Genomic DNA, 18,728 nt, shown 5'->3' on the forward strand with positions numbered 1-18,728 from the left:
CGAGGACGAGCAATGACGACGATCACCCCCTTCACGACGGCGACCGACGAGCGCGCTGAGCTCTCCACGGCGGTCCGCCGCCTGCTCGCCATCCGACACGACGAGCGGGCCGTCCGGAACTGGATGGAATTCCCCGACGACTACGACCGCAGTCTGTGGTCAGAACTCGCAACCGGCATGGGAGTCACCGCCATGCTCATCAGCGAGGAACGTGGCGGTGCCGGGTTCTCGGCGGCCGACCTCGCACCCGTATTCGAGGAGGCCGGTCGAGCGCTGTACGGCGGCCCGCTGCTGTCGACCGTTCTCGCGACTGCGCTACTTCAGGCGTCCGGCGACGAGTCCGCCTGCACGCGCTACCTTCCCGCCATTGCGGATGGAACGATCACGGCGACCGTCGCACTGAGGGAAGAGGAAACGTCTCCGAGCACCGCGATCTCGTCGGTACACGACCCCATCGCGACCCGTGCCGAATTTCGCGACGGCAGCTGGTTTCTCACCGGCACCAAGACAGACGTAATCGATGGTTGTACAGCGGAACTCGTCCTTGTCACGGCGCGAAGCGACGCGGGAATCGGACTCTTTGCCGTCACCCCGGTAGAAGGTGGCGGTGTCCAGCGGAATCCTCTGGCCACCATGGACCTCACCCGCAAGCAGGCCCGCCTCGCTTTCGCCGACACACCGGCCGTCCCCGTCGGCCCCACCTCGGGAGCCTCCACCGCACTGGCGACAGCCCTGAATCTGGGGGCCTTTGTCTTTGCCGCCGAATGCCTGGGAACTGCACGATCGGCCCTCTCCCAGGCCGTCGACTATGCATGTTCGCGCCGGCAATTCGGCCGCCCGATCGGCAGCTTTCAGGCCGTCAAACACCGACTCGCAGATATGTGGTTCGCCCTCGAAACCGCCGCCGTCGTGCTCGACGAGGCGGTCCTGGGAATCGACCGCGATGGCGAACCCGCCCCGCTCGATACCGAACATGCGCTCCTCGCCTGTGTAGAGGCGCTCTCGGTGTGCGCGCTGGGAAACATCTCGGTCCATGGCGGGATCGGCTTCACCTGGGAACATCCCGCGCATCTGGCGTACCGCCGAGCACGTAGCGCCCAGACACTGCTGGGTCCGCTGCAGCGTCACCGAGATCGGCTGTCCGACCTGGCGGGCCTGCGGCCCTCCGGATAGCAGACCTCACCTCGACATCGACGTCGTCCCGGACCGTCCCGGTTCCTCGGCTGACGTACTCATGTTGATCACCGACCCTCGGCGGCACGATTGCGTGCCCCGCATTTCCCAGACGAAGGAATAGACATGCAGCGCAATGTATTCAACCAGGAACATGAAGACTTCCGTAGCGTGATCCGCGACTTCATCGAGTCGGAGGTCAGCCCGAACTTCACCGAGTGGGAGCGCGAGGGCATGGTGCCGCGCGACTTCTACCGCCAGCTCGGCAAGCTGGGCGTACTGGGAATGACTGTGCCCGAGTCGTACGGTGGGGCAGGTGAAACCGGCTTCAAGTACCAGGTGGTGCTGGTCGAGGAGACCGCACGTGCCGCAGTCAGTTTCGGTGCGTACGGCGTGCACACCGGCCTGGTTCTGCCATACCTGCTCGCTTATGGCACCGAGGAGCAGAAGCGGCGCTGGCTGCCCGGGTTCGTCAGCGGCGACCTGATGACTGCCATCGCGATGACGGAACCGGGAACCGGTTCGGATCTCGCCGGAATCAGGACCAACGCCCGATTGTCGGAGGACGGCAGGCACTACATCCTCAACGGCGCCAAGACTTTCATTACCGGCGGCGTCCAGGCCGACCGTGTCCTCGTGGTCTGCCGCACATCCCCGGCCACCGAGGAGAACCGGCGCGCCGGCCTGAGCATTCTCGTGGTGGACGCTACCAGCGAGGGTTACAAGGTGGGCCGCAAGCTCGAGAAGATCGGCTTGCGTACCTCCGACACGGCGGAGCTCTCCTTCACCGACGTCAAGGTGCCCGCCGAGGATATGCTCGGTGCCGAGGGCGCGGCGTTCGGCTACCTGGCCAACAACCTGCCGCAGGAGCGCCTGATGATCGCGGTCGGCACCACCGCCGCTGCCGCCAGTGCAATCACGTTCGCCTGCGACTACGTCCGCGACCGCAAGGTGTTCGGTCAGCCCGTAGCGGACTTCCAGAACACCAAGTTCGTCATCGCCGAATGCATCGCCAAACTGGAGGCCGCGCAGGCAATGGTGGACAAAGCCATCGAGCTGCACGAGACGGGTGATCTCAGTGTCGCCGACGCCGCCAAGGCGAAGTTGTTCTGCAGCGAGAACGCGGGCGAGATCATCGACAAGTGCTTGCAGCTGCACGGCGGTTACGGCTACATGCTCGAGTACCCCATCGCCCGGCTGTACACGGACACCCGCGTCTCACGCATCTACGGCGGCACCAATGAGGTCATGAAGACCATCATCGCCAAGTCTGCCGGGTTCTGACCGCTCGGACTTCGGCAGCCTCGAGTAAGTCCCCATCCGACGACATCAGGAGTTTGACAGTGACACGAAAGGTCCACGTGGCCGGGGTCGGAATGATCCCGTTCACCAAGCCCGGCAAGAGCGAAAACTACGACATCATGGGCGGCCGGGCCGCGCGCGCCGCGCTGGCGGACGCGGGCGTCGACTACTCACTGATCCGGCAGGCCTACGTCGGCTACGTGTACGGCGACTCCACGGCCGGTCAGGCCGCACTCTACGGCGTCGGCCTCACCGGAATCCCGATCATCAACGTCAACAACAACTGTGCCACCGGCTCGTCGGCGCTGTTTCTGGCCCGCCAGGCGGTTGCCAGCGGCGCAGTCGAGTGCGCTCTGGCCGTCGGGTTCGAGCAGATGAAACCCGGTGCGCTCAAGCGGGTCTGGGACGACCGCCCGGCGCCGATGCTCCGCTTCAATAATCTTATGGTGGACCTGCAGGGATTCGACGAAGCCACCCCGGGTGCGGCCCAGATTTTTGGTGGCGCAGGCGTTTCCCACATGCGCAAGTACGGCACGAAACCGGAGACCTTCGCCAAGATCTCGGTGAAAGCCCGCAAGCACGCGGCCCACAACCCCAACGCTGTGTTCCGGGACCTACTCACCGAAGAACAGGTCCTCGACTCGCCGCACATGTTCGGACCACTGACCCGCTTCCAATGCTGCCCGCCCACCTGTGGTGCTGCCGCCGCGGTGGTGTGCAGCGAGGACTTTGCCCGCAAGCACGGTATTGCCGCGGACGTGGTCATCGAAGCCCAGGCGCTCACCACCGACACCCCGAGCACGTTCGAGGCACGCGACATGATGCAGTTGGTCGGCTACGACATGACCGCAGCGGCCGCCGCCCAGGTGTACGAGGCGGCCGGCATCGGTCCCGAGGATGTTCAGGTCGTCGAGCTGCACGACTGCTTCACGGCCAACGAGCTCATCACGTACGAGGGCCTCGGGCTGACACCCGAGGGGACCGCCGAGAAGTTCATCCTCGACGGCGACAACACCTACGGCGGCCGTGTCGTGACCAACCCGTCGGGCGGCCTGCTGTCCAAAGGCCACCCATTGGGCGCCACGGGGTTGGCGCAGTGCGCCGAACTGGTGTGGCAGTTGCGTGGCCGGGCCGAGGCCCGCCAGGTCGACGGGGCCCGCATCGGCCTGCAGCACAACCTCGGTCTCGGCGGCGCCTGCGTTGTCACCCTCTACAAGAAGGTGGACTGACGTGGCCATCGACCCCGCGGTCATCGGCCGCGAGCTCCCCCGACACGAGGCCGTCGTCGAACGCGGCAGGCTGCGGTTCTTCGCACAGGCCATCGGCGAGACCAACCCGATCTATTCGGACGTCGAGGCCGCGAAGGCCGCCGGGCACCGTGACGTCCTCGTCCCCCCGACTTTCCTGTTCTGCCTGGACATGGACAGGCCCGATCCGTTCGGTCTCCTCCGTGACCTCGGGATCGACGTGCGGTACATCCTGCACGGCGAGCAGCGATTCGAGTACTCCGCGCCCGCCTACGCCGGCGACACCCTCAGCTACTCGGGCCGCGTGACCGACACCTACTCGAAGAAGAACGGTGCACTGGACTTTCTGGTCCGCACCGTCGACGTCACCCGCGACGGCAAGCCGATCGCACGACTGACCAACACCCTGGTCGTCCGCAACCCGAAGGGGACCAAGTGAAGACCGGCGACCCCCTTCCCTCACTGGAGCTTGCCGACATCAGCCGCACCACGCTCGCCCTCTACGCCGGCGCCTCCGGTGACCACAACCCGATGCACATCGACCTCGACGTGGCTCGTTCAGCCGCCCTCGACGACGTGTTCGCCCACGGCATGCTGTCGATGGCCTACCTCGGCCGGCTGCTGACCAACTACGTTCCGCAAGAACGCATCCGGTCCTACGGAGTGCGCTTCGCCGCCATCACCCCGCTACACGCCCGGCCGATCTGCACCGGGATCGTCGTCAAGGTCGAGGACGGCCTGGCGCACCTCGACCTCACCGTCACCCTCACCGACGGCACCGTCACGTTACGTGGCGACGCCGTCATCGCTACCCCCTGATCCTCCCCCGATCGAAAGGACACCCATCATGGGCAAGCTCGACAACAGGACGGCCATCGTCACCGGATCCGGACGCGGCATCGGCCGCGCCATCGCCATGAAGTTTGCGGCCGAGGGCGCCAGCGTCGTCGTCAACGACCTCGACCCGGGCCCGGCCAAGGAGACGGTCGAGGAGATCGTCGCAGCCGGCGGCAAGGCCGTCGCCAGTATCGGTTCCGTCACCGAGGAAGGCTTCGCGGACCGCTTCGTCGCCACCGCCGTCGACACGTTCGGCGGCCTCGACATCATCGTCAACAATGCCGGCTTCACCTGGGACAACGTCATCCAGAAGATGACCGACGAGCAGTGGGACACCATCCTCGACCTGCACCTGAAGGCGCCGTTCCAGATCCTGCGCGCGGCGCATCCCTATATCAAGGCCAACCCCACCGACTACCACCGCAAGGTGGTCAACATCTCCTCCAACGCCGGCGTCGTCGGCAACGCCGGCCAGTCCAACTACGCCGCCGCCAAGGCCGGCATCATCGGCCTGACCAAAACCCTCGCCCGCGAGTGGGGCCGACACAACGTCAACGTCAACGCCGTCGCCTACGGACTGATCAACACCCGCCTGACGAAGGGGTCGGCAGACGGCAACTCCACCATCGACATCGAAGGCCGCGAGATCAAGGTCGGCGTCAACCCGCAGCTGCTCGCCGCGGCCGAGCGCATCATTCCACTGGGACGGGCCGGACGACCGGACGAGGCCGCCGGCGCCGTCTTCGCACTGTGCCTGCCCGAGACCGACTATGTCAGTGGTCAGTGCCTGGTCTGCGACGGTGGCAGCCGCTGATCCTCGCCCGGCACTCCCCTGGCTGTTCAACGATTTCGAGAGAAAACAGGAAACATCAATGAAGAATCTGAAGTTCATCGACTGGCAGACGGAGGGCACGATCGGGACGGTCTGGCTCGATCGACCACCGGTGAACGCCGTCAATGGCGAGATGTACGAGGAGATCAAGAACTTCTTCGACAACATCCGTGACTACCTGCCCGACGCCCGTGCTGTCGTCCTGGCAGGCCGGGGCCGGCATTTCTGCGGCGGAAACGATCTCGCCGAGTTCCAGACCATGGATCCGTCGAATGCGTCCGAGCGGATGAAGTTGGTGCGCAATGCATTCTGGGCGGTGTACGACAACCCGGTTCCCGTCATCGCGGCGGTGCACGGTGTGGCTGTCGGCACCGGCCTGGCGATCGCGGCGTCATGCGACCTGGTGGTTGCGGCCGAGGGAGCCCGGTTCGCCCTTCCCGAAGTCAACGTCGGTGTGATGGGCGGTGCCAAGCACCTGTCCCGGTTGGTGCCGCAAGGGATGGTCCGCTTCATGCATTACACCGGAGATCTGATCGAGGCGGAGAAGCTCCAGCCGTACGGCGGCATCCTCGAGATCGTCCCGCCGGAGCAGCTCGTGGACGCTGCGCGGGCGGTGGCGCGGTCGATCGCTCGTCACAGCCCGGTTACCTTGGGCTTCGCCAAACGCAGCCTGAACACCATCGAATACATGGAACTGAAGTCCGGATACGAGTTCGAGCAGGGCCTGACTGGCGAACTGTCCGGGTACGACGATTCCAAGGAAGCGGTCAACGCGGTCGTCGAGGGGCGTACGCCCGTCTACGTGGGCCGCTGACATGCCGATTCTCGGCGAGGAACTCGCCTCTGACTTGGCCCGCTACCGGACGCAGGCCCGCGAGTGGTTGGGTGCTGCTGCCATTCCGGAGGTCCCACTCGCGCTCACCGAGCGATTCGCCGTTCTGCGTGACTGGCAGAAGACCCTGTACGAAGCCGGATGGGTCGGCATCGCGTGGTCGGTCGAGGCGGGTGGACAGGGATTGACACCCATGCACCACCTGGTATTCACCGAAGAACTTGCCCGAGCTCGCGCACCGCAGCCGATCGGACTGATCGGCCTCGACGTTGTGGGCCCGTCGATCGACCACTACGGCTCGCCCGGGCAGCGCACGGAACTGCTGCCTCGGCTCCTGTCCGGTGAGGACATCTGGTGCCAGGGTTTCTCGGAGCCTGACGCCGGTTCCGACCTGGCGTCCCTCCGGACCCGCGCCCGGGTCGACGGGAACGATTTCGTGATATCCGGGCAGAAGGTGTGGACCAGTTGGGCTCACATGTCCCAGTGGTGCGCCCTGCTCGTCCGCACCGATCCGGCTGCTCCGAAACACAAGGGGATCAGTTATCTGCTGGTGGACATGAACTCCCCCGGCATCACCGTCCGCCCCCTGGTCCAGATGACCGGCGACGAAGAGTTCTGCGAGGTCTTCTTCGACGAGGTCCGCGTCCCCCGACGCAACCTGGTCGGCCGGATCAACGAGGGCTGGCCACTGGCCATCCACACACTCGGCACCGAACGCGCCGGATACACCCTGCGACGTCGAGTCGACTACGAGGTAGCGGTCGACGACGCCGTCGCCGAGATCCGCCGGTATTTCCACGACCGAGGTGAGACCGCACCCGACCGGGTCAGCACTGCGATCGGCCGCATCCGTGTCGCGTTGCAGGTCCTCGATGCCCAAACCCGCCAGACGATCACTCGCCTCGCCGACAACGTGGGTCCGACCCCGGAGGACTCGGTCGACAAACTCCTCCTCAACGACCTCGAGCAGACCATCTTCGCATCGATCGCCGACCTGCTCGGTCCGCTCCGGTCGTCGCCGTCCGCCCGGCCGTTCGGCCTGAACGCGGAGCGATGGGTCCACAACCACCTCTACTCTCGTGCCGCCTCGATCTATGGCGGGACCTCCCAGATCCAGCGCAACATCATCGCCGAACGACTTCTAGGACTTCCTCGTGGCTGACCATCCTGACAACCGAGACGCGCTGACATCCGCCATCAGCGAGTACCTGACCCGATCGTTCGACTCGGACCGGCGACTCGCGCTACTCGACAAGGGCGGACTGGACGTCCAGTTCCAGGCTGAGCTCGCCGAACTGGGCTGGTTCGGACTCGCGGTTCCCGAGCGTCACGACGGCCTGGGTTTTCCGCTGTGCGCGCTCGGCCCGGTCTTCACCACGTTCGGCCGGCACCTGGTGCCGGGGCCGATGCTCGAAAGCCTCCTCCTCCCGGCGGTACTTCTGAACGGACACGACAATGCGGCCTTGACCACGCGGCTGCAGCGAACCGTCGCCGAGGGCGCAGTGCTCGCCCTCGCCGACCCCGGTATCACCGACGACTGGCTCTCCGACGTCGGCGGAATCACCCTGACCGACGACGGGCTGCAGGGCAGCGTCGCGGTGGCGCGATTCGCAGCCCAAGCGCACTCGTTCGTCGTCATCGCCCGGCGCGGTGACGAACAGGCGGTGTGTGTGGTGGACGCCGCCGACCCAGGAGTCGTCGTCGAGGAGATCGACAGCGCGGACCCCACCGCACGGTACGGGCGGGTGACCTTCAATGGTGCACACCGCGACATCGCACCGTTGGCCGTCGGCCCTGAGTCGGACACGTTGATCGGTCAGATACGTTCGTGGGCAAGGCTACTCATCGCGTGCGAGTTGACCGGCATCGCCGAGAGGCTACTCGAACGCACCGTGGACTACGTCCAGCAGCGACAACAGTTCGGTGCTGCGATCGGCACATTCCAGGCCGTCAAACACACCGTGGCGAACATGTATGAGCGCACGAGCTCCCTGCGGAACCTCTGCGCCACAGCGATGGCTGACGCTCCCGCCTCGACCGAGCAGAAACTCGCCCACACCGCAGCAGTGGCCAAGGCTTACGCCGCCGACGCGGCATTGCGCGTGTGCGAAGACGCACTACAGATGCACGGCGGGATCGGGTTCACGACGGAAGTGGAACTGCACTGGTACTACAAGCGCGCCCTCGCTCTACGCGCGTGGTACGGGGACGAGATCGAACTGCATCGCGCCATCGGCGCAACCATTCTCGCCGCACCCGAGTTACTCTGAGGGTGCTCTGGTGCCCACGGGTGGGGCGGCGATGGCAGCGTGCGTACAGCGCATTCCTGTGCCCGACATCGGTGTGTACGCGCGAGTTCCCTTCCCCGATCCCATATCACGGATCTGCATAGTGCTCGGGCAATGGTGTCAGCGTCGCGGCCAGAGCATCACGGACGGACTTCGAACCATATCCGGACAGTGCCGGCCCGTTCTGCACCATCGCCGCCGTTCCATGTAGGGGACTGCCACTACTAGGCGCTCCGCGCCCGTGCGTGGTTGACGAGTCTCTGGACTCCTGTCTGTGCTCAAGACATCGCGAACACTTGATGTCTCAGGACATCGTGAACACTGACCGACTCGCCCCTGAGATCCTCGGGGATGAGTGGAACAGGGTTTCGATGCATCCAGAGTTTGTGTCCGCGATTGTCCGGGTGGCGCAGGGTGAGGAAGTCAACGTCGCCGAGTTCTGCCGAACCCACCACATCTCACCGACAACGTTCTACAAGTACGTTGCCCGGTTCGTCGCCGAGTGCCCCGACCTGCAGAAATGGTTACGCAAGCAACCCGCACCGGACACGCTCGACGAACTGCAGGCCCTGCTCGACCAGTACCGGGAGGTCTACGGCAACCGCCGACATCAGAGCCTGGCGGGCCGGACGCCGCAGCAACGGTATGACGACACACCCACTGTCGCAGCCACTCCCGAACACAAGACCCGGTACGGGCAGGTCACCCGGTCGGTCTCACACACCGGGATCGTCCAGTTCGACGGGCACTCGATCTCCCTGGGCAGACGATGGGGAGATCAGAAAGCGATAGTGCACTGGCGAGGCGACGACGTCACCGTCATGGTCGGTGACGTCATCGCCGGCGAGCTCACCCTTGATTGATCAGTTAGCTTCCAGCCACTGACCGCACTGTCCACGAAGTCCTGAGACAGATGTATTCACGAAGTCCGCGCACGGGGGGCTACGCCACCTTCACCAGCATCTTCCCGACATTTCCGCCGCGCATGAGCTGCAAGAAGGCGTCGACCGAGTTCTCGATGCCGTCGACGACGGTCTCGTCGTGAACCACGTCGCCGGATGCGAGCCACGGTCCCATCTTGGCGGCGAACTCGGGGAAGACGTGCGTGTAGTTGCCGAGGGTGAAGCCCTCGAGGGTGAGCCCGCGGCTGATGATGTTCACCATGTTGTCGGGGCCCGGTGTGCGCTCGGTGGCGTTGTACGCGGAGATGGCACCGCAGAGGGCGGCGCGGCCGCCGTTCCGCATGACGTCGAGTGCGGCCTCGAGGTGGTCGCCGCCGACGTTGTCGAAGTAGACGTCGATGCCGTCGCCCGCGAGTCCCCGGAGTTGCTCACGCACCGGTGCCTGCTTGTAGTCGAAGGCCGCGTCGTATCCGTAACGGTCGGTCAGCAGCGCGACCTTCTCCGCGGACCCGGCGGATCCGATGACGCGGGACGCGCCCTCGAGTCGAGCGATCTGCCCGGCGGCCGTCCCCACCGCACCCGCGGCGCCGGAGATGAACACGGAGTCGCCGGGCTTCAGGTGGGCGATGTGCACGAGTCCGACGTACGCCGTGAGCCCGGTCAGTCCGAGAATTCCCAAATAGGCCGAGATCGAGACTCCCGGAATCTCTTCGACGACGCGGAACGCCGAGGCATCACCCTGCGCGACGTCCCGCCACCCGAGGTCGTGAACCACCACCGAGCCGACCGGATGCGTGGCGGCGGTGGATTCGACGACGCGACCGACAGCTCCGCCGGTCATCGTCTCGCCCAGCGCGAACGGCGGGATGTACGACTTCACGTCGTTCATCCGGCCGCGCATGTAGGGGTCGACGGAGACGAATTCGTTGGCCACGCGCACCTGGTCGGGCCCGAGGTCGGGCAGCTCGACGGTCGCGGTGCGGAAGTCGTCCTGGGTGGGCCAGCCCACCGGCCGGTTGATCAGCTGAATCTGGGTGCTCGTGGTCACGGGTGTTCCTTTCGATACGTCTGAGGTCACAGCGCCAGTCCGAGCGCGAGGAGGAGTACCGCGAGCAGCGGAAGTGTTCCCTGGGTGATCGCCGCGCGAGCCTTGTCGGGCGACGACAGCAGGAGCACGAGGGCCGCGAGCAGCATGGATCCCGCACCGGCGAAGACGAGGGCAGCACCGACGGCGGTCGCGCCGATGATCACGGCGACGATGCCGACTGCCGTCACGATCGCCAGGAAGAGGTTGTAGAAGCCCTGGTTGAAGGCAAGCTCCTTGGTGGCGTCGGCTTCTTCGGCACTGGTTCCGAACGTCGCGCGGGTGCGCGGCGCGGTCCAGAGGACGGACTCGAGCACGAAGATGTAGACGTGCAGCGCACTGGCGAGTGCGGCAAGAACAAGACCCGCGGCGACCATACGAAATCCCTCCTCGTTCTGAACTGACCATTTCAATATATACTGAAATGGTCGTTTCACAACCAGGAGTGAGGATCGTCATGCCGCGCACGCAGGATTTCGACACGGCCGAAGTGGTCGGCCGCGCCCGCGACCTGTTCTGGGACAAGGGCTTCGAAGCCACGTCGATACCCGACCTCGAGCGCGTCACCGGATTGAATCGGTCGAGCCTGTACAACGCGTTCACCAGCAAACGCGGACTCTTCGACGCGGCCGTGCACGACTACCTGGACCGGGTGGTTCGCCCCCGGCTCCGCATCCTGACCGACGAACCGACGCGCCCCGACGCCGCCGTGCGCTACTACCGCAGCCTTGCAGGCGCCCTCGCGGCCCTCCCCGACGAAACCCCCGGACGCGGCTGCCTGCTACTCAACAGTGCCGCCGGTTTCGCCGCGCACGACGACACGCAACGGTCCGTCGTCGACGCATACCAGCGCGAACTGTCCGGGGCGCTCGCCCACGCTCTCCGGGCCCACGACCCGGACGCGTCGACGGCCACCCTGGCACACCGGACCCGGCTCCTGACATCACTGTCCGTCAGCGCGCTCCTGCTGTCGCGGGTCAACCGGGACGAGGCCGTGGCGGTCGCGAACACCGCCGTCGAGCAACTGGAGGAATGGCGACCCACCTCCTGACGTGAGTGGCAAAGAGTGCCCCGACACGCTTTGCCACTCACATACGCTGGTGCCCGCTGACCCAGTCCGCCATCACGTCCGCCAGCGCCTCGGCGCCGCGGTTGCAGTCGTCCGCCTCGGCGAACTCGTCGGGCGAGTGGGACACGCCGGTGGGGTTGCGGACGAACATCATCGCCGTCGGCACCTTCGCGGACAGGATTCCGGCGTCGTGGCCGGCAGCGGTCGGGAGGACGGGAATGTCACCCAGGTGGGCGAGCGAGCGGCGCAGTCGTTCCCGGGTGGAGTGCGGGAACTCGACGATCGGCGTGACCGATTCGGCGTCGACCTCGAGACCGATACCGTCGGCGGCCGCGTAGGCCTGCGCCTCGGCGGTGATCTGCTGCACCAGCTTCGTCAACGTCTCCTCGTCGGCGGCCCGCGCATCGAGCCACGCCCGCACCTCCGACGGAATAGCGTTGGCACCGTTGGGAAGTACCCGCACCTTGCCGAACGTCGCGACCGCCTCGTGCAGCGTCGCGGCGGTCCGGGCGGTGTGAACGGAGGAGGCGAACGCGAGCATCGGGTCGCGGCGGTCGACGAGTCGAGTGGCGCCGGCGTGGTTGGCCTCTCCGGAGAACACGAACTGCCACCGGCCGTGCGGCCAGATCGACGACGCCACGGCGATGGGGCTGTCGATCAGGTCGAGGGCGCGCCCCTGCTCGACGTGCAACTCGACGTACACGCCGACGCGGTCGACGAGGTCTGGGTCCTCGCCGAGATGGTGCGGGTCGCGGCCGGCGCCGACCAGTGCCTCGCCGAGGCTGATGCCGTCGCTGTCCCGCAGCGCCAGCGCGCGTTCGGGTGCCAGCGCCCCGGTGGACAGTTGCGAGCCGACGCACGCGACACCGAACCGTGCGCCCTCCTCGTCGGAGAAGGCAGTGACCGCCACCGGACGCGTCGGCGTGATCCCCCGCTCGCGAACCAGGTCGATCGCGGCGAACGCGGACACCACCCCCAGCGGTCCGTCGTAGGCGCCGCCGTCGGGTACCGAATCGAGGTGCGATCCGGTGACGAAACTGTCGCGGGGGTCGCCGTCCCAGCCCTCGGGCATCCACCACGCCCACAGATTGCCGTTGCGGTCCTCCTCGACGCTCATGCCGCGTGCCTGCGCACAGTCCGAGAACCATTCGCGCAGTGTCAGGTCGGCGTCGTTCCACGCGAATCTTCGGTATCCCCTGGTCGACTTGTGCTGTCCCACATCGAGGATGCTCGCCCACAGCGAATCGAAGGAAGTCATGTTCTCGGTCCTCTACTCATAGTGTCAAAGCCGGCAGGCGCTTCGCGCCCGTGCGCCTTTCTGGTTGTCCCAGCTACCAAAAAGGCGCACGGGTGGCGGAGCCGCCTACAGGGCGCCGGGGATCCAGGTGGTTCCGGCGAGGGGCACGCGGGCCATCGCCGACGCCTCGACGGTGAGGGCGACGAGGTCCTCGGGTTCGAGGTTGCGCAGATGCGACTTGCCGCAGGCGCGGGCGAGGGTCTGCGCCTCCATGGTGAGCACCCGCAGGTAGTTCGCGAGCCGCCGTCCGCCCTCGACGGGGTCGAGGTTCTTGGACAGTTCCGGGTCCTGGGTGGTGATGCCGGCAGGGTCCTTGCCGGCCTGGAAGTCGTCGTAGAACCCGGCCGCCGAGCCGAGTTCCTCGTACTGCTTCGCGTAGCGGGGGCTGTTGTCGCCCAGCGCGATCAGAGCGGCGGTGCCGATGGCGACGGCGTCCGCCCCGAGGGCCATGGCCTTCGCGACGTCGGCGCCGCTGCGGATGCCCCCCGACACGATGAGCTGTACCTTGCGATGCACCCCGAGTTCCTGCAGCGCCTGCACCGCCTGCGGGATCGCGGCCAGGGTGGGGATGCCGACGTGCTCGATGAACACGTCCTGGGTGGCGGCGGTGCCGCCCTGCATGCCGTCGACCACGACGACGTCGGCTCCGGCCTTCACGGCGAGTTTCACGTCGTAGTAGGTGCGGGTGGCGCCGACCTTGATGTAGATCGGCTTCTCCCAGTTGGTGATCTCGCGGAGTTCGATGATCTTGATGGCGAGGTCGTCGGGGCCGGTCCAGTCGGGGTGCCTGCACGCCGACCGCTGGTCGACGCCCATCGGGAGGGTGCGCATCCCGGCGACGCGTTCGGTGATCTTCTGTCCCAGCAGCATTCCGCCGCCGCCGGGCTTCGCGCCCTGGCCGAGGACGATCTCGATGGCGTCGGCCTTGCGGAGGTCGTCCGGGTTCATCCCGTACCGCGACGGCAGGTACTGGTAGACGAGGTTCTTCGACTGCCCGCGTTCCTCGGGGGTCATGCCGCCGTCACCGGTGGTGGTGGATGTGCCGACCTCGCTGGCGCCGCGGCCGAGCGCTTCCTTCGCCTGCCCGGACAGTGCCCCGAAGCTCATGCCGGCGATGGTGATCGGGATGTCCAGGTGCAGCGGGAACTTGGCGTTGCGGTCGCCGAGCACGACGTCGGTGTCGCACTTCTCGCGGTAGCCCTCGAGCGGGTACCGCGACATCGACGCACCGAGGAACAGCAGGTCGTCGAAGTGCGGCAGCTTGCGCTTGGCACCCCAGCCGCGGATGTCGTAGATGCCGGTTTCGGCGGCGCGTTGGATCTCGGAGATGACGCCGCGGTCGAACGTCGCCGATTCGCGCAGGGCCGGGTTCGGGGTGGTCATGACGGTTCTCCTAGTACGCGCTGGCGTTGTCGACGTGGAAGTTGTAGAGGTTGCGGGCGGAGCCGTAGCGGGTGAACTCGGACGGGTCGGCGTCGAAACCGGCCAGATCCAGCAGTTCCCGCAGTTCCGTCAGATGCTCCTCGCGCATCTCCTTCTTGATGCAGTCGGCGCCGAGGGAGGCGACGGTGCCGCGCACGTAGATGCGGGCCTCGTACAGCGAGTCGCCGAGGGCCTCACCGGCGTCGCCGAGGACGACGAGACGTCCGGCCTGACCCATGAACGCGGACATGTGGCCGATGTTGCCGCCGACGACGATGTCGACGCCCTTCATCGAGATTCCGCAGCGGGCAGCGGCATTGCCGTCGATCACGAGGAGGCCGCCGTGGGCGGTGGCGCCCGCGGACTGCGACGCATCACCCTTGACGCGCACCGTTCCCGACATCATGTTCTCGGCGACCCCGACTCCGGCGTTGCCGGTGACGGTCACCGTCGCGTGCTGGTTCATGCCGGCGCAGTAGTAGCCGACGTGCCCGTCGATGGTGACGTCGATGTCGGAGTCGAGGCCGCAGGCCAGCGCGTGCGCGCCCTGCGGGCCGGTGACGGTGACCGTCTTCGGGGCTTCGGGTGAGGTGAGCCGCTCGTTGACGGCACGGGTACTCGACGTCTCGAGGTTCAGGACAGTCGCTTCGGTGGTGGCTACCGGTGCCATACGTACACCTCTTCCGGTTCGGGCTCGAAGATTCGGGCGTTGTCGACGCCGGGCAGGTTCGCCAGGGCGCGGTATTCGGAGGCCATCGCGACCCACTGGTCGGTCTCGGCGATGACGGCGGGCTTGCAGGAGATGGCGTCCCGGACCACGGCGAACGAGTCGGCCGTCGAGACGAGCAGGGTGTAGAAACCGTCGAACGTCTCGTTCAGCATCAGCAGCGCCTTCTCCAGGTCGACGCCCTCGGCGAGCTGCTTGGCGACGAACCGCGCCCCGACCTCGGTGTCGTTGGCGCTGTCGAAGACGACGCCGTCACGTTCGAGCTGATGCTTGATGCTCATGTGGTTCGAGAACGAGCCGTTGTGCACGAGGCACTGGTCGGGGCCGACGGAGAACGGGTGCGAACCCTCGGCGGTCACCGCGGATTCGGTGGCCATGCGGGTGTGCGCGACACCCTGCCAGCCGCTCGCCGACGGCAGCCCGAACAGGTTCGCCAGGTCGATGGGGTTTCCGACGCCCTTGAGGACGGTCAGGTCGTCGCCGAAGCCGATGACCCGCGCCGACGGCACCACGCTGCGCACTGCCGCCGCGAGATCCTCGGCGACGATCACGCCGTGCAGGATCGTCGTCGGGGACAGGTCGATTCCGGTGACGGTGGTGTCGAGTGACGCCGACAGCGTTGCGGCGAGTTCCGTTGCGGGGATGGGGCAGTCGAGCAGCGAGACCGTGGACTCCCCGACCGGTGACCAGGCCTGGTCCCCGTAAATCGCCATGCCTGCGGAATCGGGTCCGCGGTCGCACATCTGACCGAGCATGTCGGTGAGCAGGGCGCCGAGTTGTGGGTAGAGGGACGGCTCACGCAGGTGAAGTCCGACGATTCCACACATGGATGTCTCCTTTCGGGAGGTCTGTCAGAACGCTGTCAGGTAGTGGTCGAGTTCCCAGGGGGAGACGGTGTTATGCCAGGCGAAGAACTCCTCGCGCTTGAGTGTCGCGAAGTACTCGGCGACCCCGGGGCCCGCGACGTCCAGGGCGCCCGTCACCACCGGATCCGATTCCAGTGCGTCCATCGCGTGCAGCAGCGTCATCGGCAGCATGTCGCTGGGACTGTCGCCGGAGCCTGGGGTGCCGGGGTCGAGATCCCGTTCGATGCCGTCCAGGCCGGCGGCGATGGCGGTGGCCGCGGCGAGGTAGGGATTGGCCGAGCCGTCGCCGCCGCGCAGTTCCACCCGGTTCCTGTCCGGAACCCGGAGGTAGTGGGTGCGGTCGTTGCCGCCGTACGTGGCGTAGCGAGGCGACCAGGTGGCACCACTGCTCGTCGACGTGGCGCCGGTCCGCTTGTACGAGTTGACGGTCGGCGCGATCACACCCTGCAGTGCGCACGCGTGCTCGAGGATCCCCGCGATGAACGCGTACGCCGTCCTCGACAGTCCCAGCCCCTTCGGATCGTCCCCGTCCGGGAACACCGAACCGGCGTCGTTCCACAGCGACAGGTGTAGGTGCATCCCGGAACCGGTGCGGTCGGAGAAAGGTTTGGGCATGAACGTGGCTTTCATGCCCCGCTTCTCGGCGATCACCGACAGCAGGTACCTTGCGGTGATCACCCGGTCGGCGGTGGTCATGGCGTCGGCGTAGTCGAAGTTCTGCTCGAACTGCCCGTTGCCGTCCTCGTGGTCATTGGCGTAGTTGCCCCACCCGAGCGCGTTCATGGCCGCGGACACCTCGGTCAAATGGTCGTACATCCGGGTGACGTCGCGGGCGTCGTAACACGGCTGACGACTGACGTCGGCCGTGTCCGCGGTGGTGAGGGCGCCGTCTCCGACGCGGTGGACGAGGAAGTACTCGATCTCCGCGCCGACGTTGACGGACAGGCCGAGATCGGACGCCTTCTTCAGCGTCTCCTTCAGGATCACCCGCGGCGCATACGGCCAGGCCTTTCCCTCCACGTGCGGGTCGCAGTGCACGATCGCCAGTCCGGGCTTCACGAACGGGATCGGCGTGAACGACGAGACATCCGGTACGGCAACGAGATCGGAATCCTTGGGCTCCTGCCCCATGTGCCCCGCCGCGTAGCCGGCGAAGCCCACGCCGTCGTCCTGAAGCTGTTCGACGGCCTCGATCGGGACCAGTTTGGCGCACGGCTTGCCGGACAGCGTCACGAACAGGGCGAGGATGAAGGTGGTTCCGGTGGCCCGGGCCACCTCGGACAAGGTCTGCGGTGGGGTTGTCACGATGTTCTGCGCGGTGAACGCGTCAGCAGTGTCGACAGCCATGGGTAGCTCCTGAACTGGTGGTCTACGGGTGAGGGGTCTGTGGGTCAGCGCATCTCGCCGGCGCCGTCGTAGGGATGCAGGCTGAACAGGAGGTCGCCCTCCTCGAAGCGTGAGTAGCGGAAGTCGGACGGCTCGACGTTCGGGAGGCCGGTCTTGCCGTCGTCGAGCAGCATGTCGGCGACGAGGCGACCGACCGCGGGCGAGATCTTGAAACCGTGACCGGAGAACCCGGTGGCCAGGAACAGTCCGTCGACCGGTGCAGGGCCGATGATCGGGTTGTAGTCGGGAGTGACGTCGTACGCGCCGACGTAGCTCGAGGTGATCCGCGGATCGGGCATATCGGGCAGACGGTTCCCGAGCTTGCCGATGTTCTTCTCGATAGTGCTGTCGTCCGCGCGGTTGCTGTACTTGTCGGGGTCGATGTATTCGGGCGCGGCGTGGTCGCTGTTGCCGACGAGCAGTTCACCGTTCGGCTCACGGCAGATGTACTGCAGTCCGGCCAGGTCCGACAGCACCGGCACCTCCGGAGTCGGAACACCCTGGTCGATCAGGACGAGCTGTGCCCGTTGGGCTTTCACCGGGATGTCGACGCCGACACCGGCGCCGAGTTCAGGGGCCCACGGACCGGTCGCGAGGATCACCTGCTCGGCATGCACTTCGTCGCCGTTCGTGAGCGTCACCCCGTAGACGCGGCCGTCCGCGTTCTGCAGCAGCGACGCCACCGGCGTGCTCTGGCGGATTTTGACGCCCAGCTTGCGGGCCGAGGCACCGAACGCCATGCCGGCCATGTACGCCTCCCCGCGGCCACCGAGGGGCTCGTACGCGAAGGCGGCGAAGTCGTCGAGATGCAGCCCCGGCCACAGTTCGGCCATCTTGTCGTGTCCGATGTAGTCGACGTCGATACCGAGGCCCTGCATCATCGCGACGTTCGCCTTCAGCGGGTCGATGTTGTTCTCACCGACGCCGACCACGTATCCGCACTGGCGGAATGCCATGTCGTCGCCGAAGATCTCGGTGGCCCTGGTGAAGATGTCGACGCCGTACCACGACATCGCCGCCAGCGACGGCGTCCCGTAGTGGCACCGGACCACGCCACTGGACTTGCCGGTCATGCCCGAGCACAGGGTGTCACGCTCGAGGACCAGGACATCGGTCTCGCCGCGGTCCGCGAGCGACCACGCGATGGCGAGACCTTCGAGTCCCCCACCGACGATCACGAACTTTGCTGTCTGTGTCACGTTGCTTCCTTCATTCGGCCGGATGATCGGGCGCTGTCGGCTTGGGTAGCGGTTCGTTTCACCTCATGAATCGCTGTTGTTCACTATGAAACAGTTCTACTATGTCGATCGTGTTACGGCAACGTTGTCGGTGCATCACCAAATCACGGCGCTCAAAAGCTTTTTCAAAAACTATCTTCGCTCTCATCTGCATGTTTCCGGCCTCGCCGGATTGATTTACGTCATCGAAATATGTCTTGTGGTTTCCTGTTGCTACTCCTCGTTT

Annotated in this window: 19 protein-coding genes and 1 pseudogene; 11 read left to right on the forward strand and 9 right to left on the reverse strand. The window is 66.2% G+C overall.

Going from position 1 to position 18,728, the window contains the following annotated elements; genetic code table 11:
- Positions 1 to 12: 12 nt before the first annotated feature.
- The 9 genes from ACLIVD_RS32625 to ACLIVD_RS32665 all read left to right on the forward strand — a co-directional run bounded on the left by ACLIVD_RS32625 (position 13) and on the right by ACLIVD_RS32665 (position 8,493).
- Positions 13 to 1,173 (forward strand): acyl-CoA dehydrogenase family protein, encoded by a 1,161-nt coding sequence (locus ACLIVD_RS32625; protein WP_491931310.1) that lies wholly within the window; start codon positions 13 to 15, stop codon positions 1,171 to 1,173.
- 126 nt (positions 1,174 to 1,299) lie between these two features.
- A complete protein-coding gene (locus ACLIVD_RS32630) occupies positions 1,300 to 2,457 on the forward strand; it encodes an acyl-CoA dehydrogenase family protein (RefSeq protein ID WP_491931311.1) in 1,158 nt (385 codons plus the stop codon).
- 59 nt (positions 2,458 to 2,516) lie between these two features.
- Positions 2,517 to 3,704, forward strand: a complete 1,188-nt coding sequence (locus ACLIVD_RS32635) for a lipid-transfer protein (RefSeq protein WP_491931312.1) — start codon at positions 2,517 to 2,519, stop codon at positions 3,702 to 3,704.
- A gap of 1 nt (position 3,705) precedes the next feature.
- Entirely contained in the window at positions 3,706 to 4,161 is a 456-nt protein-coding gene (locus ACLIVD_RS32640; protein ID WP_491931313.1) for a MaoC family dehydratase N-terminal domain-containing protein, read from the forward strand.
- Complete coding sequence (locus ACLIVD_RS32645; RefSeq protein WP_491931314.1) at positions 4,158 to 4,541, forward strand: MaoC/PaaZ C-terminal domain-containing protein; 384 nt, start codon at positions 4,158 to 4,160, stop codon at positions 4,539 to 4,541. The genes ACLIVD_RS32640 and ACLIVD_RS32645 overlap by 4 nt, the downstream gene beginning before the upstream one ends.
- Positions 4,542 to 4,569: 28 nt before the next feature.
- Positions 4,570 to 5,373, forward strand: coding sequence for an SDR family NAD(P)-dependent oxidoreductase (locus tag ACLIVD_RS32650; protein ID WP_491931315.1), 804 nt, complete (start codon positions 4,570 to 4,572; stop codon positions 5,371 to 5,373).
- Positions 5,374 to 5,431: 58 nt separating this feature from the next.
- The gene (locus tag ACLIVD_RS32655; protein WP_491931316.1) at positions 5,432 to 6,205 is read left to right on the forward strand and encodes an enoyl-CoA hydratase-related protein; all 774 of its coding nucleotides are present in this window, start codon (positions 5,432 to 5,434) and stop codon (positions 6,203 to 6,205) included.
- Between the two features lies 1 nt (position 6,206).
- On the forward strand, positions 6,207 to 7,385 hold the full coding sequence (locus ACLIVD_RS32660) for an acyl-CoA dehydrogenase family protein (protein ID WP_491931317.1): 1,179 nt from the start codon (positions 6,207 to 6,209) through the stop codon (positions 7,383 to 7,385).
- Positions 7,378 to 8,493 carry an acyl-CoA dehydrogenase family protein gene (locus tag ACLIVD_RS32665; RefSeq protein ID WP_491931318.1) on the forward strand — a complete coding sequence of 372 codons (1,116 nt, stop codon included), beginning with the start codon at positions 7,378 to 7,380 and terminating at the stop codon, positions 8,491 to 8,493. Before ACLIVD_RS32660 ends, ACLIVD_RS32665 begins: the two co-directional genes overlap by 8 nt.
- Positions 8,494 to 8,566: 73 nt before the next feature.
- Here the strand turns inward: ACLIVD_RS32665 and ACLIVD_RS32670 are convergent.
- Positions 8,567 to 8,719: pseudogene (locus tag ACLIVD_RS32670) on the reverse strand (IS30 family transposase); the annotation flags it as partial.
- 163 nt (positions 8,720 to 8,882) lie between these two features.
- Here ACLIVD_RS32670 and ACLIVD_RS32675 point away from each other — a divergent pair.
- The gene (locus ACLIVD_RS32675) at positions 8,883 to 9,374 is read left to right on the forward strand and encodes a transposase (protein WP_491931319.1); all 492 of its coding nucleotides are present in this window, start codon (positions 8,883 to 8,885) and stop codon (positions 9,372 to 9,374) included.
- Positions 9,375 to 9,453: 79 nt separating this feature from the next.
- Here ACLIVD_RS32675 and ACLIVD_RS32680 read toward each other — a convergent pair whose 3' ends face one another.
- Both ACLIVD_RS32680 and ACLIVD_RS32685 read right to left on the reverse strand, forming a co-directional pair.
- Positions 9,454 to 10,461: an NADP-dependent oxidoreductase gene (locus ACLIVD_RS32680; protein ID WP_491931320.1), complete on the reverse strand. Its 1,008-nt coding sequence runs from the start codon at positions 10,459 to 10,461 to the stop codon at positions 9,454 to 9,456.
- A gap of 26 nt (positions 10,462 to 10,487) precedes the next feature.
- Entirely contained in the window at positions 10,488 to 10,874 is a 387-nt protein-coding gene (locus ACLIVD_RS32685) for a DUF1304 domain-containing protein (protein WP_280781212.1), read from the reverse strand.
- Positions 10,875 to 10,954: 80 nt separating this feature from the next.
- On the opposite strand from ACLIVD_RS32685, the gene ACLIVD_RS32690 reads away from it, so the two are divergent.
- Entirely contained in the window at positions 10,955 to 11,548 is a 594-nt protein-coding gene (locus ACLIVD_RS32690; RefSeq protein WP_164064009.1) for a TetR/AcrR family transcriptional regulator, read from the forward strand.
- Positions 11,549 to 11,585: 37 nt separating this feature from the next.
- Here ACLIVD_RS32690 and ACLIVD_RS32695 read toward each other — a convergent pair whose 3' ends face one another.
- The 6 genes from ACLIVD_RS32695 to ACLIVD_RS32720 all read right to left on the reverse strand — a co-directional run bounded on the left by ACLIVD_RS32695 (position 11,586) and on the right by ACLIVD_RS32720 (position 18,463).
- Positions 11,586 to 12,824, reverse strand: a complete 1,239-nt coding sequence (locus ACLIVD_RS32695; RefSeq protein WP_491931321.1) for an allantoate amidohydrolase — start codon at positions 12,822 to 12,824, stop codon at positions 11,586 to 11,588.
- Positions 12,825 to 12,929: 105 nt separating this feature from the next.
- Positions 12,930 to 14,246 (reverse strand): FMN-binding glutamate synthase family protein, encoded by a 1,317-nt coding sequence (locus tag ACLIVD_RS32700; RefSeq protein ID WP_491931322.1) that lies wholly within the window; start codon positions 14,244 to 14,246, stop codon positions 12,930 to 12,932.
- Positions 14,247 to 14,256: 10 nt separating this feature from the next.
- The gene (locus tag ACLIVD_RS32705) at positions 14,257 to 14,955 is read right to left on the reverse strand and encodes a protein glxC (RefSeq protein ID WP_491931323.1); all 699 of its coding nucleotides are present in this window, start codon (positions 14,953 to 14,955) and stop codon (positions 14,257 to 14,259) included.
- On the reverse strand, positions 14,943 to 15,839 hold the full coding sequence (locus ACLIVD_RS32710; protein ID WP_491931324.1) for a class II glutamine amidotransferase: 897 nt from the start codon (positions 15,837 to 15,839) through the stop codon (positions 14,943 to 14,945). Before ACLIVD_RS32710 ends, ACLIVD_RS32705 begins: the two co-directional genes overlap by 13 nt.
- Before the next feature lie 24 nt (positions 15,840 to 15,863).
- Positions 15,864 to 17,225: a type III glutamate--ammonia ligase gene (gene glnT / locus ACLIVD_RS32715; protein WP_491931325.1), complete on the reverse strand. Its 1,362-nt coding sequence runs from the start codon at positions 17,223 to 17,225 to the stop codon at positions 15,864 to 15,866.
- 44 nt (positions 17,226 to 17,269) lie between these two features.
- Positions 17,270 to 18,463 carry an NAD(P)/FAD-dependent oxidoreductase gene (locus tag ACLIVD_RS32720; protein WP_491931326.1) on the reverse strand — a complete coding sequence of 398 codons (1,194 nt, stop codon included), beginning with the start codon at positions 18,461 to 18,463 and terminating at the stop codon, positions 17,270 to 17,272.
- Positions 18,464 to 18,728: the final 265 nt, after the last annotated feature.

The organism is Rhodococcus sp. G6(2025), assembly GCF_058628105.1.

What these genes read in the sequence shown, in the direction of transcription:
- ACLIVD_RS32695 (WP_491931321.1), bottom strand. Translation starts at nt 12,824, where the DNA reads ATGACTTCCTTCGATTCGCTGTGGGCGAGCATCCTCGATGTGGGACAG.
- ACLIVD_RS32650 (WP_491931315.1), top strand. Translation starts at nt 4,570, where the DNA reads ATGGGCAAGCTCGACAACAGGACGGCCATCGTCACCGGATCCGGACGC.
- ACLIVD_RS32705 (WP_491931323.1), bottom strand. Translation starts at nt 14,955, where the DNA reads ATGGCACCGGTAGCCACCACCGAAGCGACTGTCCTGAACCTCGAGACG.
- ACLIVD_RS32685 (WP_280781212.1), bottom strand. Translation starts at nt 10,874, where the DNA reads ATGGTCGCCGCGGGTCTTGTTCTTGCCGCACTCGCCAGTGCGCTGCAC.
- glnT (WP_491931325.1), bottom strand. Translation starts at nt 17,225, where the DNA reads ATGGCTGTCGACACTGCTGACGCGTTCACCGCGCAGAACATCGTGACA.
- ACLIVD_RS32690 (WP_164064009.1), top strand. Translation starts at nt 10,955, where the DNA reads ATGCCGCGCACGCAGGATTTCGACACGGCCGAAGTGGTCGGCCGCGCC.
- ACLIVD_RS32655 (WP_491931316.1), top strand. Translation starts at nt 5,432, where the DNA reads ATGAAGAATCTGAAGTTCATCGACTGGCAGACGGAGGGCACGATCGGG.
- ACLIVD_RS32675 (WP_491931319.1), top strand. Translation starts at nt 8,883, where the DNA reads ATGCATCCAGAGTTTGTGTCCGCGATTGTCCGGGTGGCGCAGGGTGAG.
- ACLIVD_RS32630 (WP_491931311.1), top strand. Translation starts at nt 1,300, where the DNA reads ATGCAGCGCAATGTATTCAACCAGGAACATGAAGACTTCCGTAGCGTG.
- ACLIVD_RS32660 (WP_491931317.1), top strand. Translation starts at nt 6,207, where the DNA reads ATGCCGATTCTCGGCGAGGAACTCGCCTCTGACTTGGCCCGCTACCGG.
- ACLIVD_RS32710 (WP_491931324.1), bottom strand. Translation starts at nt 15,839, where the DNA reads ATGTGTGGAATCGTCGGACTTCACCTGCGTGAGCCGTCCCTCTACCCA.
- ACLIVD_RS32700 (WP_491931322.1), bottom strand. Translation starts at nt 14,246, where the DNA reads ATGACCACCCCGAACCCGGCCCTGCGCGAATCGGCGACGTTCGACCGC.
- ACLIVD_RS32625 (WP_491931310.1), top strand. Translation starts at nt 13, where the DNA reads ATGACGACGATCACCCCCTTCACGACGGCGACCGACGAGCGCGCTGAG.